Source organism: Chromobacterium vaccinii (assembly GCF_001855275.1).
Taxonomy (GTDB): domain Bacteria; phylum Pseudomonadota; class Gammaproteobacteria; order Burkholderiales; family Chromobacteriaceae; genus Chromobacterium; species Chromobacterium vaccinii.
Window position 1 is genome coordinate 1,549,460 of record NZ_CP017707.1, and the last position, 26,061, is coordinate 1,575,520.

23 protein-coding genes are annotated in these 26,061 nt (G+C 65.7%); 8 read left to right on the forward strand and 15 right to left on the reverse strand.

Features of this window, described 5'->3' with window-relative positions; translation table 11 throughout:
* The first annotated feature begins 7 nt into the window (after positions 1–7).
* Both BKX93_RS07085 and BKX93_RS07090 read left to right on the forward strand, forming a co-directional pair.
* The gene (locus tag BKX93_RS07085; protein ID WP_046166302.1) at positions 8–1,831 is read left to right on the forward strand and encodes a LodA/GoxA family CTQ-dependent oxidase; all 1,824 of its coding nucleotides are present in this window, start codon (positions 8–10) and stop codon (positions 1,829–1,831) included.
* Positions 1,821–2,918, forward strand: coding sequence for a tryptophan 7-halogenase (locus BKX93_RS07090; RefSeq protein ID WP_070979329.1), 1,098 nt, complete (start codon positions 1,821–1,823; stop codon positions 2,916–2,918). Before BKX93_RS07085 ends, BKX93_RS07090 begins: the two co-directional genes overlap by 11 nt.
* Before the next feature lie 65 nt (positions 2,919–2,983).
* Here BKX93_RS07090 and vioE read toward each other — a convergent pair whose 3' ends face one another.
* The 11 genes from vioE to BKX93_RS07140 all read right to left on the reverse strand — a co-directional run bounded on the left by vioE (position 2,984) and on the right by BKX93_RS07140 (position 15,391).
* On the reverse strand, positions 2,984–3,559 hold the full coding sequence (vioE, locus tag BKX93_RS07095; RefSeq protein WP_070979331.1) for a violacein biosynthesis enzyme VioE: 576 nt from the start codon (positions 3,557–3,559) through the stop codon (positions 2,984–2,986).
* A 9-nt stretch (positions 3,560–3,568) separates the two neighbouring features.
* Positions 3,569–4,690: a flavin-dependent violacein biosynthesis monooxygenase VioD gene (gene vioD, locus BKX93_RS07100; RefSeq protein ID WP_070979332.1), complete on the reverse strand. Its 1,122-nt coding sequence runs from the start codon at positions 4,688–4,690 to the stop codon at positions 3,569–3,571.
* Complete coding sequence (gene vioC / locus BKX93_RS07105; RefSeq protein ID WP_070979334.1) at positions 4,690–5,979, reverse strand: NADP-dependent violacein biosynthesis oxygenase VioC; 1,290 nt, start codon at positions 5,977–5,979, stop codon at positions 4,690–4,692. Before vioC ends, vioD begins: the two co-directional genes overlap by 1 nt.
* 1 nt (position 5,980) lies before the next feature.
* The gene (gene vioB / locus BKX93_RS07110; protein WP_070979336.1) at positions 5,981–8,977 is read right to left on the reverse strand and encodes an iminophenyl-pyruvate dimer synthase VioB; all 2,997 of its coding nucleotides are present in this window, start codon (positions 8,975–8,977) and stop codon (positions 5,981–5,983) included.
* A gap of 83 nt (positions 8,978–9,060) precedes the next feature.
* A complete protein-coding gene (vioA, locus tag BKX93_RS07115; RefSeq protein WP_046166297.1) occupies positions 9,061–10,317 on the reverse strand; it encodes a flavin-dependent violacein biosynthesis tryptophan-2 monooxygenase VioA in 1,257 nt (418 codons plus the stop codon).
* 309 nt (positions 10,318–10,626) lie between these two features.
* The gene (gene sph / locus BKX93_RS07120) at positions 10,627–12,156 is read right to left on the reverse strand and encodes a sphingomyelin phosphodiesterase (protein ID WP_070979337.1); all 1,530 of its coding nucleotides are present in this window, start codon (positions 12,154–12,156) and stop codon (positions 10,627–10,629) included.
* A 233-nt stretch (positions 12,157–12,389) separates the two neighbouring features.
* The gene (locus BKX93_RS07125) at positions 12,390–12,968 is read right to left on the reverse strand and encodes a YceI family protein (protein ID WP_046157069.1); all 579 of its coding nucleotides are present in this window, start codon (positions 12,966–12,968) and stop codon (positions 12,390–12,392) included.
* A gap of 31 nt (positions 12,969–12,999) precedes the next feature.
* Positions 13,000–13,569, reverse strand: coding sequence for a YceI family protein (locus BKX93_RS07130; RefSeq protein WP_070979339.1), 570 nt, complete (start codon positions 13,567–13,569; stop codon positions 13,000–13,002).
* Positions 13,570–13,588: 19 nt separating this feature from the next.
* Positions 13,589–14,131: a cytochrome b gene (locus BKX93_RS07135; RefSeq protein WP_046157071.1), complete on the reverse strand. Its 543-nt coding sequence runs from the start codon at positions 14,129–14,131 to the stop codon at positions 13,589–13,591.
* Positions 14,132–14,234: 103 nt separating this feature from the next.
* Entirely contained in the window at positions 14,235–14,534 is a 300-nt protein-coding gene (locus BKX93_RS25075; RefSeq protein ID WP_186009506.1) for a hypothetical protein, read from the reverse strand.
* Between the two features lie 101 nt (positions 14,535–14,635).
* The gene (locus BKX93_RS07140) at positions 14,636–15,391 is read right to left on the reverse strand and encodes a class I SAM-dependent methyltransferase (RefSeq protein ID WP_070979341.1); all 756 of its coding nucleotides are present in this window, start codon (positions 15,389–15,391) and stop codon (positions 14,636–14,638) included.
* Between the two features lie 261 nt (positions 15,392–15,652).
* Between BKX93_RS07140 and BKX93_RS07145 the strand changes: the two genes are divergently transcribed.
* From BKX93_RS07145 to BKX93_RS07165, 5 genes are all read left to right on the forward strand, one after another.
* Positions 15,653–15,961: a DUF485 domain-containing protein gene (locus BKX93_RS07145; RefSeq protein WP_021475461.1), complete on the forward strand. Its 309-nt coding sequence runs from the start codon at positions 15,653–15,655 to the stop codon at positions 15,959–15,961.
* The gene (locus BKX93_RS07150; RefSeq protein WP_046166323.1) at positions 15,961–17,640 is read left to right on the forward strand and encodes a cation acetate symporter; all 1,680 of its coding nucleotides are present in this window, start codon (positions 15,961–15,963) and stop codon (positions 17,638–17,640) included. The genes BKX93_RS07145 and BKX93_RS07150 overlap by 1 nt, the downstream gene beginning before the upstream one ends.
* A gap of 74 nt (positions 17,641–17,714) precedes the next feature.
* Positions 17,715–19,679 carry an acetate--CoA ligase gene (gene acs / locus BKX93_RS07155; RefSeq protein WP_046166293.1) on the forward strand — a complete coding sequence of 655 codons (1,965 nt, stop codon included), beginning with the start codon at positions 17,715–17,717 and terminating at the stop codon, positions 19,677–19,679.
* 134 nt (positions 19,680–19,813) lie between these two features.
* Positions 19,814–20,776, forward strand: a complete 963-nt coding sequence (locus BKX93_RS07160; protein ID WP_083340472.1) for a SphA family protein — start codon at positions 19,814–19,816, stop codon at positions 20,774–20,776.
* A 225-nt stretch (positions 20,777–21,001) separates the two neighbouring features.
* Positions 21,002–21,712: a class I SAM-dependent methyltransferase gene (locus BKX93_RS07165; protein WP_070979342.1), complete on the forward strand. Its 711-nt coding sequence runs from the start codon at positions 21,002–21,004 to the stop codon at positions 21,710–21,712.
* Positions 21,713–21,766: 54 nt separating this feature from the next.
* Here the strand turns inward: BKX93_RS07165 and BKX93_RS07170 are convergent, their stop codons facing one another.
* From BKX93_RS07170 to BKX93_RS07185, 4 genes are all read right to left on the reverse strand, one after another.
* Positions 21,767–23,656 (reverse strand): methyl-accepting chemotaxis protein, encoded by a 1,890-nt coding sequence (locus BKX93_RS07170; protein WP_070979344.1) that lies wholly within the window; start codon positions 23,654–23,656, stop codon positions 21,767–21,769.
* 99 nt (positions 23,657–23,755) lie between these two features.
* The gene (locus BKX93_RS07175; RefSeq protein WP_070979346.1) at positions 23,756–24,313 is read right to left on the reverse strand and encodes a DUF4865 family protein; all 558 of its coding nucleotides are present in this window, start codon (positions 24,311–24,313) and stop codon (positions 23,756–23,758) included.
* Positions 24,310–24,714: a tautomerase family protein gene (locus BKX93_RS07180; RefSeq protein ID WP_046166288.1), complete on the reverse strand. Its 405-nt coding sequence runs from the start codon at positions 24,712–24,714 to the stop codon at positions 24,310–24,312. The genes BKX93_RS07175 and BKX93_RS07180 overlap by 4 nt, the downstream gene beginning before the upstream one ends.
* A 10-nt stretch (positions 24,715–24,724) precedes the next feature.
* Positions 24,725–25,039 (reverse strand): carboxymuconolactone decarboxylase family protein, encoded by a 315-nt coding sequence (locus BKX93_RS07185; protein ID WP_070979348.1) that lies wholly within the window; start codon positions 25,037–25,039, stop codon positions 24,725–24,727.
* A gap of 105 nt (positions 25,040–25,144) precedes the next feature.
* Between BKX93_RS07185 and BKX93_RS07190 the strand changes: the two genes are divergently transcribed.
* Positions 25,145–26,041, forward strand: a complete 897-nt coding sequence (locus BKX93_RS07190) for a LysR substrate-binding domain-containing protein (protein ID WP_070979350.1) — start codon at positions 25,145–25,147, stop codon at positions 26,039–26,041.
* Positions 26,042–26,061 lie beyond the last annotated feature (20 nt).

Sequence of the window (26,061 nt, forward strand, 5' to 3'; positions counted from 1 at the left end):
AGCCATCATGATCGAATACCGGATCTACCCCGCCATCGGCATCGCCCGCGTCGGCGACGCGCCGGAGAAGTTCTACATCGAGCCGGACCGCTACTGCGGCCTACCCCTCATGCCGGACGGCAAGCCGTTCACCCAACAGGACTTTCGCGACGCCGAAGGCCGGCTGTGCCGCCAGGCCGCGCGCTTCAAGGTGTACAAGGTGGAAAACGGCGTCAGCGAGGAGGTGACGCTGAACACCGACGGCGTCCACGCGATACGCTGGACCGCGCACCTGGCCAACAAGAAACCCAGCTGGTACACCTTCGTGCCGGCCGAGGGCGAAGACGGCTACGCGCCCAACCACCCGCTGCGCAACCCGCAAGCCGCAGACCGCCACACGCTGCTGATCGACGCCGGCCCGCGCCAGATATCGGGCCGCAGCCAGCAAGGCGAGCAGTTCAGCAAGAACACCGTGCCGGACGGCTACGAGGGCGCGCATTTCCCGCCCAGCCCGCTCTATCCGATGCGGGACTCGATCGACACCCTGGGCGAGCTGCGCACCGACCAGGACGGCCGGCTGCTGGTGCTGGGCGGCTACGGCGTCTCCGGCTCCGCCGATCCGGACGCGACCATCACCGACTACGCCAACAACGACGGCTGGTGGGACGACACCTCGGACGGACCGGTCAGCGCGGTGATCGAGTTCTCCGACGGCAGCCGGATCGAGGCGCTGCCGGCCCACGTGCTGGTGGCTCCTCCCAAGTACGCGCCGGAAGTCCCCAACCTGATCACGCTGTACGACACCATCTTCGACGCACTGGTGCGCAGCGGCCATTATCCGGCCCTCTATGAAAACGGCTTCTGGAAGTCCGGCGCGGACGGCTTCAAACCCAACTTCCACACCGAAATCCGCCCCCTGCTGGAGCGCGCGACCTATATGCCGTGGGTTGCCGCCATTCCGCCCAAACCGCACCATTTCGATTTCGAAAAACTGGGCGCGACCGGAACGGATGGCCTGGGCGCGCCGGAATACCAGGGCTTCCGCCAGTACATCCTGGACTTCATCCGCCCGCCCTACCAGGAAAACGACATCCTCACCGCCAGCGGCGCGACGATGATGCCGTATCTCGCCGGCGACAACTGCCTGGTGCTCAGCACCGCCACCAGCAAGTACATGCGCCTCACCGACACCCAGTACTTCATGCTGCAGCAGTGGGTGGCCGGCTGGTTCGTCAACCACCCGGAAGACGGCGACGCGGCCGAAAGCCTGACCCGGGCGGCGCTGGACAACTGCGTCGGTGGGCCGTTCTCGCCCGGCATCGAGATGACCTGGATCTCGCGCAACCCGGCCATCTACCGCCAGCCCTTCCGCATCCGCAACCACTTCGTGCCCGAAGGCCCGCTGAGCCTGGACTTCGACCTGAAGCGCGGCATGGAGCCCGGCGACGTCACCCGCTACATGGCCATCCCCTGGCAGGCCGACTTCAACGAATGCTCGTCGCAGCCGCTGGACGGCAGGCGGCTGTGGTGGTGGCCGGCCCAGCGGCCGGAATTCGTCTACCTGGAGCCGCAACCGCAGCCGCGGACGCTGGCGGCCGCCTCGCCCCCGCCGCCGCCCGACCAGGAAACCGGCAAGCAGGTGCCATGGCTGGGCACCGACTACGACCAGCTGGCCGGCGACTTCATCCAGTTCGCCGACGACATCGACATGGTCAAGTACTGGGCCGGCCTGGGTTTCGTGATGGAAAAGCAGGTGGATGGCGAGCGCCGCTTCGTCGAGGTGGAGCGCGAACTGCCCCGGCCGTTCGACCCCGCCCGCCCGCCGCTGCCGGAACGGCGCAATGAACGTTAGCCGCTACCCGGTGGCGATAGCCGGCGCGGGCCCGGCCGGCAGCGCCCTCGCGCTGGCGCTGCATGCGCTGGGCGTGGAGGCGCTGCTGCTGGATCGTCCGCTGGCCCAGCCCTTCCGCATCGGCGAATCGGCGACGCCGGACGTCGCCGGCCTGCTGTCGCGCCTGGGCGCCGGCCATGCGCTGGACGGCCAGCCGGGCTACCACGGCAACCTCTCGCTGTGGGGAAGCGAGACGCCGCGGCTGGACCACTTCCTGTATCGGGGCCACGGCCACGGCTGGCACCTGGACCGAGCCGGCTTCGACCGCGCGCTGCGGCAGGAGGCGATGGCGCGCGGCGTGGCGGTGCTGGGCGAATCCGGTGTCGACGCCATCGAGCCGGGCGATGGCGGCTGGCGGCTGCGGGTGCGCGGCCTGGGCGAAGTGGAGGCGCGGGTGGTGGTGGACGCCGGCGGCCGGCGCTCGCCGCTGGCCGCCCGGCTGGGCATTCCCAGGTGCAGGCTGGACCGGCTGCAGGCGCTGGCGTGCCGCGTGGACTGCCGCGGGGAGCTGAGCGGCTACTCGCTGGTGGAATCCGCGCCTTACGGCTGGTGGTATGCCGCGGCGCTGCCCGACGGCCGCGCGTTGGCGACGTTGATGACGGACCAGGACCTGGCCCGGTCGCAGGGGCTGGAGCATCCCGCCGACTTCCTGGCCGCCTGGCGCGCCACCCGGCTGTTGTCGGAGAGGCTGCCGCCGCCGCCGCGGATAGACGCCGTGCACGCCTTCGCCGCGCACAGCGGCTGCGTCTCCCGCGCCGCCGGCCCCGGCTGGATCTGCGTCGGGGACGCGCTGATGGGGCTGGACCCGCTGGCTTCGTCCGGCATCGCCTGCGCGCTCGGCGACGCGCTGGCCGCCGCGCCGGCCATCGCCGCGATGCTGGACGGCGACCTGGCGCCCGCTCGCGCCTACGCCAAGCGCGCCGACGACTGTTTCCGCCGCTACCTGGCGGAGCGGCGGCGGCATTACCGGCAGGAAAACCGCTGGCCGGAGCAGCCGTTCTGGCAGCGCCGCGCCTTCGCGCCCGCGGCGCTGGCCGCTCCCGCCTGATCCGCGTCCGGCAACGACAACGGGGCTGCTCGAAAGCAGCCCCGTTTTTCTGCCCGATCCGAACGCTAGCGGTTGGCGGCGAAGACGGCGTCGGGAATTTCGGTCTGGCTGACATTGGGGAAATCGCGCAGCGACGTGCGCGACGCCTCGTCCCCGGTCACCATCCTCAGCGGCTCGCCGCTGGCGGCGTCGAGATACAGCGTGGACGGCCCCTTGCCCGGGCGCTCGTAGCGCCAGCCGTCGGCCTCGCGGCCCAGCACCTCGCGGCGGCCGATGAAGCGGGCGCCCAGCCGGCGCAACACATCGCGCGGCAGGAACAGCTCGGCGAACGGGCCGGTCTCGTCGTCCAGCGGACGCTCGCACAGCTGCTCGCCCGCGGCGGTCCGCTCGCGGCCGTAGGCCACCTTCTGCTTCCAGGTGCGGCCGCTGGCGGCATTGCCGACCTCGGACATCCACAGACGGTAGCCGGTGTCGCGCTCCGACCAGGGATTGAACAGGCCGTCGATGCGACAGACGTCGCGCTCATAGTCGAACCAGCAGTAGCCGGATGTCAGCTGGTCATCCGGCAGCATCGGACTCCAGTACGACACGTAGGCGCTGCTCCAGCGCGCCGGCAGCAGCGGCGGTTCCCGGTTTTCCATGCGGCCTCCTCAGCGTTGCAGCGCGTAGCGCAGGTTCTGCGCCAGCGCTTCCGGCATCGGCGGCAGCGACTTGCGGCGGGCGTCGAAGCTCTGCACGAACTCGGCGCTGGTCAGGTGCATGCGCTCCTCCACCGTCTCGAACCAGACCCGGCTGTTGTCGGCGTGGCCGCGAAACAGCTGGACCAGCGGCAGCGCGCGCTCCTCGAAGCTCTTCAGCGCCGCCGGCACGCCGTCTTCGGAACACAGCGCCTTCACCAGCAGCTGGGCGACCACCACCGCCATCGTGGTGCCGTGGCCGATGGAGAAGTGGCCGGACTGCAGCGCGTCGCCCAGCAGCACCAGCTTGCCGTCGTGGCAGCGCTCGTGGCTCAGCGTCATGAAGTTGCGCCAGCCTAGGCCGGGCTGATTCACCAGCCCGTGGCCGTCCAGCTCGGACTGGAACACCTTGGCCACGTATTCGGCCGACGCTTCGTCGGACATCTCGCCCAGGCGGGCGCGGGCGTAGGTTTCCTCGCTGCACTCGACGACGAAGGTGCTCATCGTGTCCGAATACTTGTAGGCGTGGGCGATGAAGATGTCCTTGCCGTGGGTGCGGAACACCAGGTTCATCTGGTCGAACAATTGGCTGGTACCGTACCAGATGTACTTGTTGCGGCCATAGTCCACCTGCGGCGCCAGCGCCTCGGTGAAGTGGGAGGTCTTATGGTTGACGCCGTTGGCCAGCACCACCAGATCATAATCAGCCAGCGGCAGCTCGCCGTGCTCCAGCAGCGGCGATTCGAAACGGATGGAGATGCCCTGCGAACGGCACTTGTCGCGCAAGGCGTGCACCAGGCCGCGGCGCTCCACGCCGCACAGCAGCACGCCGGTACTCATCAGGCTGGGCTCATTGTGGTGCACCAGCTTGAAATCCTCCAGGAACTGCGGATTCAGCTTTTCCGGCGCGTCCAGGTAGGACAAAGGATTGGCCGGATGCTGACCGGGCCTGCCGGGCAGCACCACGCCCCAGCCCAGCACGTCCTGCTGGTCGTTCTTCTCGACTATATCTATCGTCCACTGCGGACGCGCCTGTTTCAGTTGGCTGGCGAATACCAGGCCGGCCGGACCCGCGCCGATAACCAGAATCTTCATCAGTTGACCCTTCCTATCTTGTACCAAACGTTCTGCTTTCTCTGGATCTGCTGCAGCCTGTCGTACGGTTCCGACGTGAAATACAGCTTCTCCGCCATATCCGGCGGGTAAAGGCCGGGAAACTTGCTATGCATGTAGCGGGTGTAGCGGGCCCGCATGAAGAAGACGGGGTTGGAGCAGCTGAGCACGTCGTAGTTGGCGCGCGCCATGTCCTGCATCGCGTCCGCCTGCACCTTGCGCAGCTTGGTGAACTCGGGAAAGGCCTTGTCCTGATCCCCCTGATGGCGGTCCAGCAGCTCGACGAAGGCTCGAGCGTCTTCCAGCGCCATATTCATGCCCTGGCCGAGGAAGGGCGCGGTGGCATGGGCGGCGTCGCCCAGCAGCAGCACATTGCCCTTGTAATGGAAAGTGCTGGAGCGGACATTGATCAGATCATTGCTGGGTTTGGCCAGGAACTGGCGCAGCATCTCTTCGCGCGCGTCCTGCGGCAGGCCGCCGAAGTAACGGTCGAAGAAGGCGCGCATCACCGATTCGTCGGTGGTGGTCAGACTGGGGCTGCCGCTGTAGGGCAGGCAAATGGCGATGCTGACGCTGCCGTCCGGTATGGTGGCGGCGCGGCCGGCGAACTGGCCGCCGGAATCCATGCCGAAAAAGTACAGCGTGTCCTTGCGATAGCCCAGCGCCCCGGCGTCCGGCAGCACCAGCGTCTTGTAGCCGTGGCGGAAAAAGGTTTGCTGGAACTCGAAGCGGCGCAGGCCGCTCTGCATCGCCTGCCGCACCGCGGAGTGCGCGCCGTCGGCGCCGATGATCATATCGCCCTGCAGCCGCTGCGGCTGGCCGTCCGGGCCCTGGATCAGCACCGACTTGCCGTCCAGATCCACATCCAGACACTTGTGCTCGAAGTAATAGCGGACGCCGGCCAGATTGGCGTATTTGTTCAGCAGCTTCTGGAACGCCGCGCGGTTGAGCGACAGCGGACGGAAATCCTCCAGCGGCTTCAGCGGCCGCATCCGATGCTGGCCGCCGACCGAGAACGCCATCGCCACGATGGGCTCGCCGCAGGCCTCCAGCTCCGCGCGCGGGATGCCGGCGGCCAACACCGACTTGATGCCGCGCACCGTCATGCTGACGCCTATCGCCCGCGAGCTGACCACGTCCACGTAGGACGACAGGTCCTGCAACGGATCGCCGCGCTTTTCCACCACGTGGACCTCGTAGCCGCGCTTCGCCAGGTAGATGGCGGTCAAACCGCCGGCGAGCCCGCCTCCGACTATGATTGCTTTTTTCATTTCAGGCCTCTCTAGAAAGCTTTCCACAAGCCAAGTCCAGCATCTGCCGGCGGTAGAAATCCAGCAGCTCCAATTGCGCGTCGGGCAGCCAGCCCGGCGCCAGCGCCGACGCGCTCTCCTGCAGCCGCTCGCAGCGCCGCGCCAGCATCCGGCAGCCCAGCGCGTAGTCGTCGTAGCTGCGGGTGTCCACCGGCCCCGGCAACGGAGGTCCGGCGGTGCGGCCGGCGATGCCCGATGGCAGATTCATCAGCGCGCAGGACAGCGGCCGGAGCAGGCCGGTCATCAGGTCGATCGCCGCGTTCATCAGCCGCGAGCGCCTGAGGCTGCCCAGCGGCTTCACCGCGAAATGCTGCGCCATCATCGCGAACATCAGCTCGTACACGCCCTGGTACAGCGCCATCAGCGCCCGCGCCCGCTCGTCTTCGACGCGCTGGCAGCCCGGCTCCTCGTCCAGCACCGGATTGCGCAGCGCCGGCAGCGCCGGTTCGAACGGCGCGGGCTGCGCCATGATCCGGGCGGCCAGCTCGCGCAGCCGCTGGAAATGGGAATGCTCGTAATGCGGCGAGTCCAGCGCGCCGCCCTCGCCCTGGTCGGTGACGAAGGCGATGCCGAACAGCGCGCTGTCGCGGTCGAACACTTCCAGCTGGTAGCCGGGATTCGCGCGGTTGGTCAGCTCGTTGAGGAACAGGTGGTGCTCACCGCCGCGCTTGCCGGCCTCGCCGTCGAACAAGTCGGGCAGATCGAGGAAGGCCTGGCGGATCGCGGCGTAGAAATCGGCGATGGACTTGCCCGGCGCCGGGATGAAATGCGGCCACTCCAGCCGGACGAAGCGCGCCAGCGCCGACTCCGAGAACGGCTCCAGCGCGAACTCGGTGTCCAGGCCGAACGCCTGCCGCGCCGCCTCGCCCATCAGCGGCACGCCGGCATAGAATGGTTCGCCCAGCGCCATCAGCAAATTGTTCACCACCAGGTAGTGGATCATCTCTTCGTGGGCGATCTCCAGCAGCGCGGCGCGGATGCCGCCGTCGCGGCGTCGGTCTCCGCTTCCGCAAGCCAGCTGCAGCTGCTCCGGCGTCCACGCGCCGTCTGCCACGCGCTGCTGACCCTGGGCGTAATTGGGAATGGAATAGGCGGCGTACAAATACTGCAGCATCACCGACAGCTCCAGATCCACCGCCTTGCGCAGTTCGGCCGCCAGCTCCGCCTTGCTCCCGATGCGCGCCGGCCCGGCCGGCGGCGGCGCCTGCAGCCTGGCCTCGCCCTCGACGTGGGCCAGATACTTGAGGAACAGCCTGGCCTTGGGCGCCGACAGCTCGCGGGTGCTCGGCATGTAATAGCTCTTGCCGCGGTTCTGCGGATCGCACATCTGCCACATCAGCCTGGCGTAGGTCTCGCACTTGCAGCGGTCGGCCAGGCTGAACACCTTGTCCGACATGAACGGGTAGATCAGCTCGTAGTAGGCCATCACGTGTCGGTACAGGAAGGCGTAATCGACCTCGTCCACCGTCGCGTCGTCCAGCTCCCAGTCGTCCGGCAGCACCCGCAGCTGGATCGCCTCTTCGCCGTCGCCGAGCGCGATCCGGACCGGGCCGGGCCGCAGACCGGTCAGCCGCCACTCGGCGACGATGCCGTCCTGGCGCGCCTCCACCCCGGCCAGCCCGATGCCTTCAATCCGGTAGGGAATGGTCGCCCGCTCGCGGGCCTCGCCGCGGAAATAGCTGCGCAGCGCGATGTTTGCCGGAAAGAAACGGCCATGGCGGCGGTCCGGCGCCTCCAGATAAAGATTGGCGGCGTCGGACTGGGTGACCCAGTCCTGCTCGCGCCACTCTGCCAGTTCGCTGGACAGCGTCAGCGAGCCCTTGGGCTCGCGCAGCAGCGGCAGGTCGACGATGCCGTGGTGAGCCCAGTAATCCTGATACAGCGCCTGCGGCACCCGCGCCAACAGCGCGCCGTCCTCGTCGCGCAGCAGCAGGTCGCCCAGCGGCAGCTTGCCGCCCAGATCCGGCGTGAGCCTGTCCGGCGCGGACGGCAGCGCCGCGCGGGTGGAAAACGGGATCGCGCAGGCCAGATTCAGCGCCGCGCGGCCGCCCTGAACGCGCAGCGTCGCATCGCCCAACCCGGGCTGGCGCGGCCTCAGCAGCCGGCCGGCCGGATAGCTGGCCAGCTCGCCGCGCCGCCACAGGCCGACCACGCCGACCATGTCGTGGAACACCGGCGAATTGGGCTGCGGCGGCGTCGACATATTGAACAGAACATACTGCACCGTCAGGCCGAGCACATCGTCGTCCTCCAGCGCCAGCTGCAGCCTGCGCCAGGCCTCGGAATCAAACTGCTTGGGATGGAACAGGAAATGCGGATGACTCTTGGGCACGGAAAACTGGAACAGCCGCGCCGTTCCGAACTCCTCATCCAGGAAATGGCCGCCGCGCTCGGCCACGTGGCCGCCGCGCGTCCAGCGCGCGCCGTGGCTGTCGTCGATGTCGGCGGTGAACAGCCAGGGCGTGCCCGGCCCGGCGCCGGCCGGGCTGATGGTGAACTGGCCGGCGTAGATCTGCACCGCGTCGCGGCGGGTGGGATCGTTATCCACCCAGCGCGCGCGGTTGAAGGTGGTGCGCAAGTAGTCGTTGTAGTGGCCCCACAGCGCGAGCCTGGCGCCGACCAGGCCGTCGCCATGGTCCGGTTCGCCGCCGTCCAGCTGCACGTGGCTGACGGTGACGTTCTCCCAGGAGAAATGGTTGTTGCCGGCCGCATTGTAGCCTTCCGCCAGGCCGAACGGCCCCTCCGGATCAGGCCGGCCGTCCAGGCCGAAACGCGGTTGCAGCGATTGCAGGTGGCGGTGGAACTCGGTCGGATGGCGAGCCAGGTCGAACGGCTCGCCATTGATCGAAACCGCGTTGCGGGCCATGTCGATCTGGCCGTGCGGATCGCGGTTGGCGGTGGGCGCGTTGACCCGCGCCCAGCCGCGGAAATGTATGCGTGGAAAATCCAGAATGCTCATGTGTCTCCCGAGCGGTCATGACTGACGACCGCCGCCCGGACATCGGACGGCGACGCGGGACAGCGGCCTAGCCGCCGCCACGTTCAAGCGGAGAGGCGCTGCAACAGCAGCCTGCTGGCCTCGCGGGCGCTGAGCAGGCCGCCCTCCATCCAGCCGCAGTGCGTGGTGTAGGCATCCGAGCAGGCGATGATGCCGCTGTCGCGGTGGCTCAGCGCGGACGGGTGGTCGATGCCGCTGTCGCGGCAAAACTCGACGCCGTGCGCCCAGTACTTGTGCACATGGACGCGAGGCTGGGGAATGCGCTCGCGGGCGATGCCCAGCGCGCTGGCCAGATGAGTGCGGATCTGCTCCAGATAGCCATCCTCGCCTTCCGCCACGCAACCGCGCCAGTAATCGGCCATTTCGCTGTCGGTGTAGAAAAACAGGTATTTGTCGCCCTTGAAGTAGATCTTGCGCAGCGGGTTGTCGACGATCAGCACCTGGTCGTCCAGCTTGTAATCCAGCCACCAGGGCTCGCTATAGGTCAGGAAACCCTTGAACAGCGGCAGCGAGCCGTAGCGCGCGCCGCTCCACGCCTCGGGAAAATTGACGTTGAGCCCGGCCATCGCCGACGGCGGGACCGCCAGGATCAAGTGGCGGGTACGATGCTCCAGCTTCCAGCCGTCGTCGCCGGCCAGCTGCAGCCGGTAACCATCGCCGTCGGCCTCGACCGAAACCAGGCGATAGCCCAGGCTGAAGCGGGCGCCGGCGGCCTTGACCTTGGTCTTGATCTGCTGGATCAGGCCGTCGAAGCCCTGCTCCGCCGAAAACCACTGGTTGGCGTCGTTGTCGGTCACGCTCTGGATTTCCGGATGCTTGCCGACGATGTCGTAAGCCATCTCGGCCGAGATGTCCGGCAGGAACAAGGCGTCATAACCCATCGAGCGGATCATGCCGACCGCGCTCTCCTTGCCCTGATAGCGGCTGACGAACTGGAGAAAGGACTCTTTGCCGTGCTCCTCCAGCCTGGAGGACAGCTCGCTCATCGCCCGCTTCAGCTTTTGCTGGGTGTGGTTTTTGAATTTCAGCTGGGTGAACGGGTAGATTTCGCTCTTTTGGCTGTAATGCTGCATCGCGCTCTGGAAATGCGGATGCAACTGCGGCGAGTAGCGTCCGGCGCCCAGCTCGATCGCGGCCTTGCCGTCCAGCGTTTTCGAGCGGATGCGGCCTCCCGCTTCCTGCTGCATGTCGAAAATGCGCAGAGACAGGCCGCGACAGGCTGGCGAGTCGAGCAAATGGCTGGCGCAAGTCAGGCCGCTGATGCCGGCGCCGACAATGCAGATATCGGAGGAATGCTTCATCGCGAATGTCCCTTTGACTGTTCAATTCACGCCCGCCGCGCGGCAACAACGAACGGGCATGGACGACGTAAATGCTTGGCACTCTCGCCTCGAAATCGGGATGCAGCCTCTTGTATCCTCGTCATGACCGGTTTCCCGGCATGAAATTTATAAGGCATTTATATTTTTAAAATTAAATGCCTTTGTAATTTTCAGCCACGTTAGTTCAACCGAACTAATTCATCAAGCATATTGTCTGACAGGACGGCCCATCCTGTTCCAAGGGTCAGGGCATGACGTGGAGAAACGGAGACAAAGGGCTGCCTGGGATCAACGGCGTTTGGCGTACGACAATTGTCCGCGCCAGTCCAGATACTGGGGCGCGACGCCCATCCCCACCCTGAAGCGCTCACCGTTCCCTGCGGTCGGCTGCCACAGGTAGAGCTGGTCGGCATGGCCGCCGCCGGTCCAGGCGGTCAGGTAATAGTCGGCGGCGCGCGCCCAATCCTTGAGCGACACTTCGTCGCCGTCCTGCAGGCAGCCGTCCGGCCGGCTGTGATTGATCAGCCGCAGTTCAGCGGAACGGTTCAGCGGCCCCTGGGCGGTGTAGTAAGCGTACTGATTGCCGCCGACCGTTCCCCACCAGGTCCAGAACCAGCCGGGCCGGTCCGCCCGCTCCAGGCGCACGTATTCGCCGGAGCGGATGCAGCCGTTGTCGCGCATGGAGAAGTTGTTGGACAGATTGAAGCGCGCCCGCGCGTCCGCCGCTGCGGCGTCGGTCTTCAGCCAGCCGTCGTTGGCGTCTCCGGCCCGCACATAGCGGCCGTTGGCCAGGTTCTGCAGGGATATCTGGCGATAGCCGCCCGGCTGCGCGGTCAGCGAGCGGGTCGGCGTGGCGGCGTCGGCCCAGGCGAAGGCCTGCACCGGATAGTGATCGCTGAAATCGGTGTAGGCATAGGTCTGCTTCGCCACCGCCGATCGCGCCGTCCACTGCGGCGACGGCGCGTCCAGCGCCTGGTTATGCCAGGCCGAGGGCTGGCGATGGCCTTTCAACGTCAGGATGTAGTCCAGGTATTCCGGCGCGTCGCCGCCGCGCGCGCCGTAGCGCTCCAGCGCGATGCCGTTGCCGGCGGTGTCGAAGCTGTGCGGCATACCGGCGTAGCGCGGCTCGCTGGCCTGCAGGATGTCCAGCATCGCCCGGTATTCGGCGGTCTTGTAGCGGTCGGTGTTCATGTCGCCGGCGACGATCACCGTTTCGTCGGCCGGAAGATGGCGCGATTGGATCCAGGCCGCGATCTCGCGCAGCTGGGCCTGGCGCACGCCGATGTCGGCGTGGTTGGCGCAGCCGCTGTCCTCGGATTGCAGATGGGTGCCGATCACATGATAGAACTGGCCGTTGACGGCTATCCTGGCATAGGCGAAGCCCTTCAGCGCCTGCCCGTCCCAGCTGCAGCCCGGCGTCTGGAACAGGTACTGCCGCTTCTCGACGATGGGCCAGCGGCTGGCGATGGCCACGCCGCCATCCTCCGGCTTCATGCCGTTCCAGCCTTCGGTCCCGTCCCAGCCCTGTTGCGTTCGGCCGATCACCGGCGTCTGGTAGGGAAAGCGCGGCTTGAGCAAGGTCTGCAGCCGCTCCGACGCGGCGTTGTCCTGCAATTCCTGGAACACCAGCACGTCCTGCGACTGGAGAATGGGCGAAGCCGCCATCAGCTCGACCCGCCGCATCTGACCGTAGTTGGGATACAGGGCTTGCGGCAGCAGCATCGCGTTCCAGGTGGCGAGCTTCAGGTCGTTGGGATAGGCTGCATGGGAGGCGGCGGGCAGCAGCGCCGCGCACAGCAGAAAACGCCAGGCTTTCATCGGACATCCTTTAGTGGGTGAAGGAAGCGGCAAAGGCTGGATCAGTTTTCTTTCACTATGGTTAATTACTCTAAAATTAATATTCCATTTACATTTTCAATACATGCTCGCCTCGCCAGCCCCGTTCATGAAAACGCTGGTCCGCGGCTGCCGCTTTGCTCCCCGTCCTGCGAAATGAAAAAAGCCGCCATCCCTGGGGACGGCGGCTTCGCTGCGAATGCGAGCGACGCGGCTTATTCGTGGATGGCTTCCACGGCGATGTCGATGGTGACGTCGTCGCCCACGTACGGGGCGTATTTGCCGGCGTTGAATTCGGTGCGCTTGACCTTGACGCTGGCGTTGGCGCCGATGGCGTCTTTCTTCAGCATCGGGTGCTCTTTGTTGGTGAAGCTGGACAGCGCCAGGGTCACCGGCTTGGTCACGCCCTTGATGGTCAGATTGCCTTCCACCGCGGTCGGCTTGTCGCCGTCGAACAACACCTTGGTGGACTTGAAGGTGGCGGTCGGGAACTTGGCGGTGTCGAAGAAATCGGCACCCTGGATGTGGCCGTTGAATACCGGGTAGCCGGTATCCACCGACTTCATGTCGATGGTGACGTCGACGGAGCCGGTCTTGGCTTCCTTGTCCAGCACGATCTTGCCGCTGGTCTTGTCGAAGCGGCTCAGCTGGGTGGAGAAGCCCAGGTGGCTGTACGAGAAGCGCGGGAAGGTATGGGTGCCGTCGATCACATAGGTTTCCGGCTTGGCCAGCGCGGCGCTGCTGAAGCCGGCGACGGCCACGGCGGCCAAGGTCAGGCGGGTCAGTTTGTTCATGGCTTCTTCCTCGGTTTGGTTTGGGCGGCGCTTACTTGGCGCGCGCCAGCAGATGGAACTTGATCTGGATTTCATTGGCCACAGTGCCGAAGTCCTTCCAGTCGCCTTCGCCGATGGCGAAGTCTGCGCGCTTGATGGCGAACGCGCCGTCGAAAGCCGCGGCATTGCCCTGCGGCGTCATCGTGGCCACCGCGCTGACCGGCTGGGTGCGGCCCTTGATGGTCAGCTTGCCGTCCACCTGGAAGCGGTTGCCTCCCAAGGGCTTGATGGCGCTGGAAACGAAGCGGGCGTTCGGATACTGCTTGGTGTTGAACCAATCCTTGTCCACCACCTGCTCGTTGGCCTCGGCCGAGCCGGTATCGATGCTGGCGAGGTTGACGTCCAGCTGCGCCTTGGCTGCGGCAGGTTTTGCCGGATCGAAACTCAGCTGAGCGGAAAACTTCTTGAAGTGGCCCTGCATGCCCACGCCCATCTGCTTGTAGCCGAAGGCGATATTGCTCTTGTCCTGCTGGATCGCGGTGTATTCCACGGCCTGCGCCGCCAGCGGGGCGGCCAGCAGGCCGCTCAGCAACAGCGGCATGGCGATGCGTTTGATATCCATGGTGAGGTCTCCGGAGGGGTCAGGATTTGATGCGCCAGGGCAGCATGCGCGTCAGCACATCGTCCCTATCGATCAGGTGGTGCTTGAGCGCGGCGGCGACGTGTCCCGCCACCACCGCGGCCAGCAGATAATTGAGCAGGCCATGCAGGCGCTGCAGGTTTTCGCCCAGCGCCTGGTCCGGCGCGATCAGGTCCGGCAGCGGCAACATGCCGAAGTAGACGGTCTGCACGCCCTTGGCCGAGCTCATCAGCCAGCCGGACAGCGGAATGGCGACCATCAGCAGATACAGCATCAGGTGGCCCGCGTGGGCCATCGCCCGCATCGGCTTGCCCATGCCGGCCGGCAGCGCCGGCGGCCGATGGCCGAAGCGCCAGGCCAGCCGCAGCCACACCAGCAGAAACACGGTGACGCCGGCCCATTTGTGCCAGGAGTAGATCTTCAGCTTCAACGGCGAGAACGGCAGGCCGTGCATGTAGAAGCCCACGCCGAACAGACAGACGAGCATGACCGCCATCAGCCAGTGCAGCAGGATGGCGGTAGAGGTGTAACGCGTTTGCGACATGGACAGCCTCTTGGTGAATTCAACGAAAAGCCGGCCTCCCCCATTCAGCCACGGCCTTGCCGTGACGCGGGGGATGCCGCTTACTTAAAACTCTAAGCGCTTTTCATTGCGCGAAATAGACGGCGCAGGCAAATTCATCATTTCCTGTCAGGAAACAATCGACGGGAACCATTTTCCTTCCGTTCACTCCGCCCTTGCCTGCACCTGGCTGGAAAATACCGACAGCATCGCAGATCATGGCTCCTAGCGGCAAACATCCCGCAGGCCAGCTAGCTACCGCGTCCCCGGCCCCGCTGCTAAGCTGGACGGTATCGACGCTTTCTCCTCCGCCATGCACCCGAATCCCGCCGAGCGACGCGGCGCCCCGCTTTGCCGACGCTGTCGCCATTACTTCGTCACCCACGACCCGCGCTTCCCTTACGGCTGCCGGGCGATGGGCTTCTCCAGCAAACGCGCGCCCTGCCTGGACGTGCGGGAGGCATCAGGCCAGACGTGCATGCGCTTTCAGTCCAAGACCGGCTGATCGCCGGCCCGCGCCAGCGTCAGGATGAGCTCTTCGCTGTCCTCGCGCCACTCTCCGCCCTGCCAGTCGCCATGCAGCGCCAGCACGCTCAGCCCCTCCGACTCCAGCTCGGCGCGCAGCGCCGCCAAACCGCAAAAACGCAGCCGGGCATCCGCTTCCAGCGTTCTGCCCTGATCGATGAAACGGTAGCGGCTGCGGTAAGACACCAAGCCGTCCCGTTCCGACAGCAGGCGCTGGCTGAGTTCCACCTCGCCCCAGCGCGGATGCGCCGCCCGGCGCGGCGCGGCGTTCTCCCAGCGCAACCAGGCCCGCGCGGCCGGATTCCGCGTCTCGAACGCGAAACGGCCGCCCCGCGCCAGATGACGCCGAACCTGGCGGAATACCGCGCGCCTGTCGGTTTCGGCCAGAAATGACTGGAAAGCGTGGCCAGCGCAATAAATCAGGTCGAAACGCCGGTTCAATTCAAAATCACGCGCGTCGGCCAGCCGCCATTCAACCTGTCCGCCGCCAGGCCTGGCCCGAGCGATGTCCAGCATCGCCGGCGCCGGGTCCAGGCCAGTCACCTCGACCTGCTCTGCCATCTTCGCCGCCAGCAAGCCGGTGCCGCAGCCCAGATCCAGCGCGCTTCCCACCGCCGGCGAACACAGGCCCAGATAAAAATCGTTGTCCTCGCCCCAGGCGTTGAACAGGTCATAGACCTGGGCCAGCAAAGGCTCACCGTACAATGACTCTCCCATGCGGGCACCTTTCCATCGTCATAACGCCTCGACAAATCGATTCTGTCAGAATCGAACGCGCCTCGGGCGGAAAATCGCGCGCTCGCCAGCGAATATCGAGTAAACATTCCACCACAAACTATTGATTTTTGTATTGTTTTACAGGCAATCATCGGTCTGGCTAATTCAAAGCATCAGAAAATACGATTAGCATCCCCCCGGCTTCCTCTTTTATTTTTCCAGCAGCGCCACACGAGCGCAGCACCCCCAAAGGAGGATGTCATGAATGAGGAGACTCTGAAGAAGATCCAGTCCAATCCGAAGTATCTGGAACTGGTCCACAAGAAAACCAGCCTAGGCTGGACGCTGGCCATCGTCATGCTGGTCATTTACTACGGCTTCATCCTGGTCCTGGCTTTCGCCCCGTCCTTGCTGGGCACGCCGCTATATCAGGGCGCCACCATGACCGTGGGCATCCCGGTCGGCGTGTTCATCATCCTGTCCGCCTTCGTGCTGACCGGCATTTACGTGCGCCGCGCCAACCAGGAGTTCGACCCGTTGACCCAGCAGATCGTCGAGGAGGCCAAATGATGCGGCAAACCAAACTGAAACTCGCCGCCGGCGCGGCGGCGCTGCTGCCCGCGCTCGCCTGCGCGGCCGGCGCGATTGAAGGCGATGTCAAGCAGCAAGCCACCAACTGGCACGCCATCATCATGTTCTTCCTGTTCGTCGCCTTCACGCTGGGCATCACCTACTGGGCGGCGCGCCGCACCAAGTCCGCCAGCGACTTCTACGCCGCGGGCGGCGGCATCACCGGTTTCCAGAACGGCCTCGCCATCGCCGGCGACTACATGTCGGCGGCGTCTTTCCTCGGCATTTCCGCCCTGGTGTTCGACAAGGGCTACGACGGCCTGATTTACTCGATGGGCTTCCTGGTGGGCTGGCCCATCATCCTGTTTCTGGTGGCGGAACGGCTGCGCAACCTCGGCAAGTACACCTTCGCCGACGTAGCCTCCTACCGGCTGGGCCAGACGCCGGTGCGCAGCTTCGCCGCGCTGTCGACGCTGGTGGTGGTGGCGATTTACCTGATCGCGCAGATGGTCGGCGCCGGCAAGCTGATCCAGCTGTTGTTCGGCATGAGCTATAGCTCGGCGGTGCTGCTGGTCGGCGTGCTGATGGTCTGTTATGTGCTGTTCGGCGGCATGCTGGCCACCACCTGGGTGCAGATCATCAAGGCGGTGCTGCTGCTGTCCGGCGCCACGTTCATGGCCATCATGGTGCTGTCCACCGTCGGTTTCAGTCCGGAAGTGATGTTCGAAAAAGCGGTGGCCGCGCACGGCAAGGGCGCCGCCATCATGGCGCCGGGCAAGGCTGACCCGATCGACTCCATCTCGCTGGGGCTGGCGCTGATGTTCGGCACCGCCGGCCTGCCGCACATCCTGATGCGCTTCTTCACCGTCGCCGACGCCAAGGAGGCTCGCAAGTCGGTCTTCTTCGCCACCGGCTTCATCGGCTACTTCTACATCCTGACCTTCATCATCGGCTTCGGCGCCATCATGCTGGTGCTGAACCAACCGGGCATGATGGAGACCGTGGTCAAGAACGGCAAATCGGTCACCCAGTTGGTCGGCGGCAGCAATATGGCGGCCATCCACCTGGCAGACGCCGTAGGCGGCGACATCTTCCTGGGCTTCATCTCCGCGGTGGCCTTCGCCACCATCCTGGCGGTGGTGGCCGGCCTGGCGCTGTCCGGCGCATCCGCGGTGTCGCACGACTTGTACGCCAGCGTGATCAAGCACGGCAAGGCCAACGAGGCCGACGAGATCCGCGTCTCCAAGATCACCACCGTGGTCTTGGGCGTGGTGGCCATCGTGCTCGGCCTGGTGTTCGAAAAGCAGAACATCGCCTTCATGGTGGGCCTCGCCTTCTCCATCGCCGCCTCCGCCAACTTCCCGGTGCTGTTCCTGTCGATGTTCTGGAAGGGCCTGACCACCCGCGGCGCGGTCATCGGCGGACTGGTGGGCCTGCTGACCGCGGTGGTGCTGATCGTGCTGGGCCCGGCGGTGTGGGTGGAAGTGCTGAAGCACGAGCACGCCGTGTTCCCGTACAAGAACCCCGCCATCTTCTCGATGACGCTGGCCTTCGTGGTCACCTGGCTGGTTTCGACGCTTGACACTTCCCGCCAGGCGGAAGAAGAAAAAGCCAAGTTCGACGCGCAGTACGTGCGGGCGATGACCGGCATCGGGGCCAGTGGCGCCAGCAAGCACTAAATGTCATCATCATTGACATGCCGCGCGCCAAACGACGGCGCGCGGCGATAACACCAAAGACTTTGGAGAAACGCATGTCCACGCTAGATTCCATCCTCAAGGAAACCCGCAGCTTCGCCCCATCGGAAGAATTCCGCCGCAAGGCGGCCGTCAGCGGCATCGAGGCCTACCACGCGCTGTGCGAGCAGGCTGACGATCATTACCTGTCGTTCTGGGGGGATCTGGCGCGCGAACTGATCACCTGGAAAAAACCGTTCTCCCGCGTGCTGGACGATAGCGCCGCGCCGTTCTTTAAATGGTTCGACGACGGCGTGCTCAATGCGTCCTACAACTGCCTGGACCGCCACCTGGCCGCCAACGCCAACAAGATCGCCATCATCTTCGAAGCCGACGACGGCGAAGTCACCCGCGTCACCTACTCCGAACTGCACCGCCGCGTCTGCCAGTTCTCCAACGGCCTGAAAAGCCTGGGCGTCAAGAAAGGCGACCGCGTGGTGGTGTACATGCCGATGGGCATCGAGGCGGTAGTGACGATGCAGGCCTGCGCCCGCATCGGCGCCATCCACTCGGTGGTGTTCGGCGGCTTCTCCGCCGGCGCGGTGCGCGACCGCATCCAGGATGCCGGCGCCACCGTGGTGGTCACCGCCAACGAAAGCGTGCGCGGCGGCAAGAACGTGCCGCTGAAGGCAACGGTGGACGAGGCGCTGGCGCTGGAAGGCGCCGAATCGGTGAAGAACGTGGTGGTATACCAGCGCACCAACGGCGGCGCGGACTGGGTCGAAGGCCGCGACGTGTGGTGGCACAAGCTGACCGAAGGCCAGAGCGAGGCCTGCGAGCCGGAATGGGTCAGCGCCGAAGACCCGCTGTTCATCCTCTACACCTCCGGCTCCACCGGCAAGCCCAAGGGCATCCAGCACAGCACCGCAGGCTACCTGCTGGGCGCGCTGAACAGCTTCCGCTGGGTGTTCGACTACAAGCCCAACGACGTCTTCTGGTGCACCGCCGACGTCGGCTGGATCACCGGCCACAGCTACGTCTGCTACGGCCCGCTGGCCAACGGCGCCACTCAGGTGATCTTCGAAGGCGTGCCCACCTATCCGGACGCCGGCCGCTTCTGGCGCATGATAGAGCAGCACAAGGTGTCCATCTTCTACACCGCCCCCACCGCGATCCGTTCGCTGATCAAGCTGGGCGCGGACCTGCCCAAGCAGTACGACCTGTCGTCCCTGCGCGTGCTGGGCACCGTCGGCGAGCCGATCAATCCGGAAGCCTGGATCTGGTACCACGAAACCGTCGGCGGCGGCCGTTGCCCCATCGTCGACACCTGGTGGCAGACCGAGACCGGCTCGGCGATGATCGCCCCGCTGCCGGGCGCCGTCGCCACCAAGCCGGGTTCGTGCACGCTGCCGCTGCCGGGCGTGATCGCCGACATCGTCGACGAGTCCGGCGCCCAGGTGGAGCCGGGCCGCGGCGGCTTCCTGGTGATCAAGAAACCGTTCCCCAGCCTGGTGCGCACCATCTGGAACGACCCGGAGCGCTTCAAGAAAACCTACTTCCCCGACGAGTTCGACGGCAAGTACTACCTGGCCGGCGACTCCGCCCACCGCGACGAGAACGGCTACTTCTGGATCATGGGCCGCATCGACGACGTATTGAACGTGTCCGGCCACCGCCTGGGCACGATGGAGATCGAATCGGCGCTGGTGGCCAACCCGCTGGTGGCAGAAGCCGCCGTGGTCGGCAAACCGCACGAGGTCAAGGGCGAGGCGGTGGTGGCGTTCGTGGTGCTTAAGGGCGAGCGGCCGCAGGGCGACGCCGCCAAGGCGGTGGCGGCCGAGCTGAAGAACTGGGTGGCGCACGAGATCGGCAAGATCGCGCAGCCGGACGACATCCGCTTCGGCGAAAACCTGCCCAAGACCCGTTCCGGCAAGATCATGCGCCGCCTGCTGCGCTCCATCGCCAAGGGCGAGGAAATCACGCAGGACGTGTCCACGCTGGAGAATCCGCAAATCCTGGCGCAGCTGCAACAGCCGCTGTAAATCCCCGGTCCGCCGAGCCGGAGCCGCATCGCGGCTCCGGCTTTTTCATGTGCGGCCGCTCCTCTATTCCCCGTCATGATATTGTGCCAAACTCAAATGGCATTCCCCCCAGCCATACCGCAAGAGCTTCCTCCATGAAGAACAAGATCCTCCCCCTCGTCCGCCTCTCCTCGCTTTTCCTGGCGGCGGGATGCCTGTTCGCCGCGCCCGCCCGCGCCGACGAAGGCGGCCTGGGTTTCTGGCTGCCCGGCCAGATCGGCACCTTCGCCGCGGTGCGGAACGATCCAGGCTGGTCATGGACCTTCAGCGGCTACCACGCCTACGCCAATTCCGAGACCCGCAAGCAGAACAAAAACGGGCGGGTGCGGGACAGCGCCCTGAGCACGCCCAGCGACACCCTGTTCATCGCGCCCGCCTACACCTTCGCCACCCCGGTGGCCGGCGCGCAGGCGGCATTCTCGCTGACTGGCCTGTATGGCCGCGCCGACGTCTACGACAACGAATCCACCACCACGGCGCGCGGCCGGACCCGCTCCGCCAGCAGCGACGACAGCCGCTCAGGCATCGGCGACCTGTACCCGATGGCCACGCTGAAATGGAAGCTGGGCAGCCACAACTACCTGGCTTACGCGACGATAGGCGTGCCGACGGGCGACTACGACGTCAACCGCGCCGCCAACCTCGGCCTCAACCACTGGTCGTACGACGCCGGCGGCGGCTACACCTATCTCAACGAGAGCAGCGGCACCGAGTTCTCCGCCGTGCTCGGCTTCACCGTCAACCAGAAGAATCCGGACACCGGCTACCGCAACGGCGCCGACGCCCATCTGGACGTGTCGCTGTCGCAGTTTCTGAATGAGGATTTCCACATCGGCCTGGTCGGCTACGCCTACCACCAGCTCAGCAACGATTCCGCGCCCGGCATCGGCAACAAGAACCTGAAATCGCAAGTGGCCGCCCTGGGACCGCAAGCCGGCTACTTCTTCAAGGTGGGCAAGAACAAGTGGTACGCCAATCTGAAAGCCTACGACGAATTCGACGCCAAGAACCGCACCGCCGGCTGGAACGCCTGGCTGTCGCTGTTCGTGCCAATTTGATTTCCCACAGGATGGGCAAGCCCCAAAGGCTTGCCCGCGCGAGCCTGTCAGGCTATCACGCTCCCGTCTTCATTCCGCAGGCCCCCACATGGGGGAAAATGGCTTTCCAGGCGTTCCGCCAATGCCGGCCCAAGCCTTCGGAATACCAGCTCCGCCCGCAGACTTGCGCCCCTCTGGCAAACGCATGGCGAAAGCCTACAACCTCCAAATGAAAGCCTGTAGCCGATGACGCCTTCCCCACCAGACTTCACTACCCTGAATGAAACAGAACTGGCTCGCCTTGACGCTCTCCTCGCCAGCGCTAATGAGAAATGGCCGTCGTTCTACGTGAATCGGCAACGCCCCTGCCCTTTCTTCATCGACGCGCCGGACGAAAACCTCGCTGGCTGGCTGGACGCTGGCCGCGTTGCGCCGGGACTAGCCATAGATCTGGGCTGCGGCCACGGCCGCAACGCCGTGCACCTGGCCGGCAAGGGATTTCGCGTTCGGGCCGTGGATTTCTCCGAATCCGCCATCGCCTGGGCCCGCGAGCGGGTCGCCGCCAGCGGGCAGCGCGTCGAAATCATCCAGGCCTCGGTATTCGAATTTCCATTCGAGGAAGGTTCGGCCGATCTGGTCTACGACGGCGGCTGCTTCCATCACCTCGCTCCGCATCGGCGGCATCAATACATGGCGCGCGTCGCCCGCATGCTGAGACCGGGCGGTCATTTCGGCCTGGTGTGCTTCGCGCCGTCAGGCGGCAGCGGACTCAGCGACGTCGAGGTATACGAGAAAAACAGCCTGGGCGGCGGGCTGGGGTACGACGAACGGCGCTTGCGCGAGCTATGGTCGCCATGGCTGGAAATAGAGGCCATCGCGCCGATGCGGGAGATGCCCGCATCCAGCCAGCTGTTCGGCAAGGATTTTCTGATGACGATGCTGGCGCGCAAAAAATAGGGCGGAAGCCCGGCGATATCGCGCTTCCGCCGCTGTTTGCAACTACGTTCCGGCTCACTCCAGCCGGAACCGCCCTATCATCTTGTCCTGCTCGGCCACGTCGGCGGCGGTGTCGTCGCAGTGCCGCAGCTGCACCTGGGCCGCGTCGCTGACGCGCTGGCCGATGTGCTGGATATTGCCGGCGCTGTCGTTGATTTCCTGCGTCATCCGGCTCTGGCGGTCGACGGCGCCGGCGATCTCGCCGTTCTTGGCGTTGATGTCGGAAATCACGTCCTGGATGCGCAGCAGCATCTCGCTGATCTGCTCGGCGTCCTTCACCGTGCTGCTGGCGCGCTCGCGGCTTTCGTCCATCTTCTGCCTCGCCTCGCCGACGCCGCGCTGCAGCTGCTCGATCATCGCGCGGATTTCCTGCGTCGCCTGCTGGGTTTGCGACGCCAGCTTGCGCACCTCGTCCGCCACCACCGCGAAGCCGCGCCCCATCTCGCCGGCTCGCGCCGCCTCGATCGCGGCGTTCAGGGCCAGCAAATTGGTTTGTTCGGCCACGCCGGTGATCACCCGGACGATGGACTCGATGTTCTTGCTGAACTCGGCCAGCTCGTTCATCGAGCGGGAGGTTTCGTCCAGCGTGTCGGCCAGGCGGCGTATCGACTGGCTGGACTGCGTCACCAGCGACACCCGGCTGCCGGTCTCCTCATGCGCCAGCCGCGCCGACTCGGCCACCGCGCCGGCGCTGGAGGTCATCTCGCCAGCGGCTTCGGCCATCTGGCGGATGGCCGCCACCAGCTGTTCCAGCTCCTGCTGCAGCCGGCTGGCCTCGCCGCTACTCTGCCGCGCCTCTCCGGCGCTCTGTTCCGCGCCCTGCGACACCCGCGTCGAAATCTGGCGGATGTCGCCGATCAAGCGCTGCAGGTAGGCGATGAAACGGTTCAGCTCCCGCGCCACTTCGCCGAACTCGTCATTGGACGACTCGTCGACGCGGCGGGTCAGGTCGCCGTTGCCGCTGTTGAGCTCGGCCAGCGACAGCTTCAACTGCTGCAACGGCCGGCGCAGGATCTGCTGCATCAGCGTGCTCAGTATCGCCATGCTCAGCACCACGCCGATCACCGCGCCCCAAAAGCCGCGCCAGCCTATCTGCCTGGCTTCGGCCATCACCTTGTCCTCGTCCAGCACCACCCCCACCAGCCACTTGGCCGGTTGCAGGCGGTCCAGCGGGTGGAAGGCCACCATCAGCCGCTGGCCCCCGACCTCGAGCTCCTGCACCTTGTCGCCCAGCGCGGGCGCGGTGCCGCCGAACAGCTCGGCGACGCTCTTGCCGTTCAGCTTGGCGTCGGGATGGCTGATGATCTTGCCGTCGGACGACAGCAGGAAGGCGTAACCCGCGCCGTTGAACGTGGCGGTATTCAGCGCGTCCGAAACCGACTTCAGGCTCAAGTCGCCGCCGAAAGCCCCCTTGAACGCGCCCTTGTCGGTCAGCTTGGCCACCACCGAGATCAGGATCTCGCCGGACGCGGCGTCGGGATAGGGATCGGTCAGGCCGACGCCGGCGGCGGCCTTGGCCACCGGGTACCACGGCCGCTTGCGGGCGTCCCAGGTCGGCGGCGGATTCCATGACGAATCGTTGGAGATCTTCTTGCCGTCGGTGTCCAGGCCGCCGAAGATCAGCTTGAATTCCTTCTTCAGCATCGGGCGCTGGAACACTTCCAGGATGCGATCGCCGCTGAAATTGGAATCTATGGTCTCCGACATCAGCTGGATTTGCGCCAGCTTGCCGTTCAGCCAGTTGGCGATCTGCTCGGCCAGCACCTGGCTGGTCTGGACCACCTCCTGCTCCTTGCCGCTGCGTATGCTGTCGGCGACGCTCAGGTATTGCAGCCACGACAGCGTGGACAAGGTGGCGGCCAGCACCAGCGCGGAAATCAGGCCGGCTTTGTGGGCGATTTTCATGACAGGCTGCCCGGAAAAGTGAGTATTTTCACCATAGCGCACCTGTACATACGTCCAAGCCATCTTGTTCATTTTTTTTACAAAACCGACCTCCCTCTTCTAGCCAAGCGACACCCGGCCCACCCGGTAAAGCTCGCGCGCGCCGCCTCCATCCGGTTCGAACGGGCGTCGCGACAAGCTCAGGCGGACCAGGGTCCAGCTCGCGGGATCGAAGGCTGCGGCGACGGCCAGCACATCCCCACCCCCCGGCTCACCGCCGCGCCAGCCTTCCTGAACGTCTCTCAGCGCATCCATGCCCGCCGAGGCCGCCATCGGCAGCTTCTCCACCATCGCATAGCGAGCCTCAGCCACGTCGCCTCTCCATTCGCCGAACCAGGCAAACGCGCTCTCCACCGCCGGCCGGCCAAACGACGCGCACAGGGCGGCGAAGCCCGGGCCGGACAGGAAGTCCCGCATGCCTTCGGAAGTTCGCCACAGGTAGAACGGCGCGTAGGCGTTCGCCGCCCCGCCATCCTCGCCCGCGCGGCTGTACAAATAGGCTTTGAGGCCCAGTCCCGGCAGGCCGTCGGTCAGATGGCCGCGCTCAGCGATGCGGCGCTCGATGATTTCCATCGGATAATCGGCCGGCAGCGCGATCCGGTAGCGCATGGCTATCATGGCCGCAACGCCTCCGGCGGCAATTGCGACGCCTGGCGGCCATGGCTGAACGACCAGTTGTCCATCTCGCCATCGATCAGCATCACCATCAGATCGGCGGGTGCCAGGCCCGGCGACGCGCTCAAGCGCTCGGCCATCCTTGCGTAGAGCGCCGCCTTGGCCTCTTTGGTACGCGGCCGCCCCAAATGCAGCGTCACCAGCACGAAGTCGTCGGAGCGCGGGCCGCCGCCGTAATCCGGGTCGATGATCATTTCTTCGGCCTCATGTTGATGAATCACCTGGAAACGATCCTTGGGCGGCACGGCGATGCACTCCACCATGGCTTGATGAATGCCGTCGGCCAGCGCGCGCAGGTACTGCGGCGGCTTGCCTTTGCGCAGGGAAATGCGGGCATAGGGCATGGCGTTCTCCTTATTCAGCTTGCGAGGTCAAAACCGCGTCCAATTGCTCAAGCGCGGCGGTGGCGGATGGCCAGCCGGCATAAAAGGCCAGGTGGGTCAGCAGCTCGCCCAGCGCCTCGGCGCTCAAGCCGTTCTCCAAGCCTCGGCGCAGGTGAAAATCCAGCGCATGCGGCCGGGCCTGGCCGATCAGGGCGGCAATGGTGGCCAGGCTGCGCTCGCACGGACTCAGGCCCGGCCGTTGCCAGACATCGTCGAACAAGACCTGGCTGGACAATTCCGCCAGCTTGGGAGCCAGCCGGGGCATGGCGTCTGCATGGTTAAACATTCCTGGCTCCTTGGGTTGGGATGGCCATTGCACTGTAAACCAGTCAATCAATCCTTAAAATCAGATATATTTTTACAAATAGTTCCAAATTTCAGGACGGTTATCATGAGACGAACTTTATTGGATCTGGACGTGCTGGCCAGCCTCGCCTGCGGCGTGGAGCTGGGCAGCTTCGCCCGCGCGGCCGACAGGCTGGGCCGCTCCACCTCTGCCGTCAGCGCCCAGATGAAAAAGCTGGAGGAGCAAGCCGGCGTGGTCATTCTGCGGAAAAGCGGCCGCGGCCTGGAGCTGACGTCGGCCGGCGAGGTGCTGCTGTCCTACGCCCGCCGGCTGCTGGAGCTGAACGACGAGGCGGTGGAAGCGACGCGCGGCGCCTCATTGGCCGGCTGCGTGCGCCTGGGCCTGGCCGAGGATTTCGGCGAGGGCCTGCTGCCGCTGGCGCTGGGACGTTTCGCCCGCGCCTGCCCCGAAGTGCGGGTGGAAATGCGGGTGGCCCGCAGCCAGGAATTGCAGCAACTGGTGATGGCCGGAGAACTGGATCTGGCTCTGGCCTGGGATTCCGGCCCCCGCGCGCCGCACAGCGCGGCTATCGGCCGCTACGCCGTGCACTGGATCGGCTCGGCCAGCGGCCAGCTCGCGCCCGGCCCGCTGCCGCTGGCGCTGTTCGATCCGCCCTGCGTCATCCGCGCCCAGGCATGCGGCGCGCTCGACCGGGCTGGCCGCCCCTGGCGCATGGCGGCCAGCGGCAGCAGCCTGGCTGGACTGTGGTCGGCGGTTCGCGCCGGGCTGGGCGTCAGCGCCCGCACCGCCGTCCAGCTGCCTCCCGGCCTGCGGATACTGGACCCGGCCCAGCACCGCCTGCCGCCCCTGCCCGCCATCGACCTGCTGCTGTGCCGCGCCGAAGCCCGTCCCGCCGCCCCGGCGCAGCGGCTGCACGACATTTTGCTGGCGCAATTGACCGCTCCGGGTGTTGAAGCGGAGGCGCTTAACATCGATAATTAACGGTTTTTGAAGCGGAATTC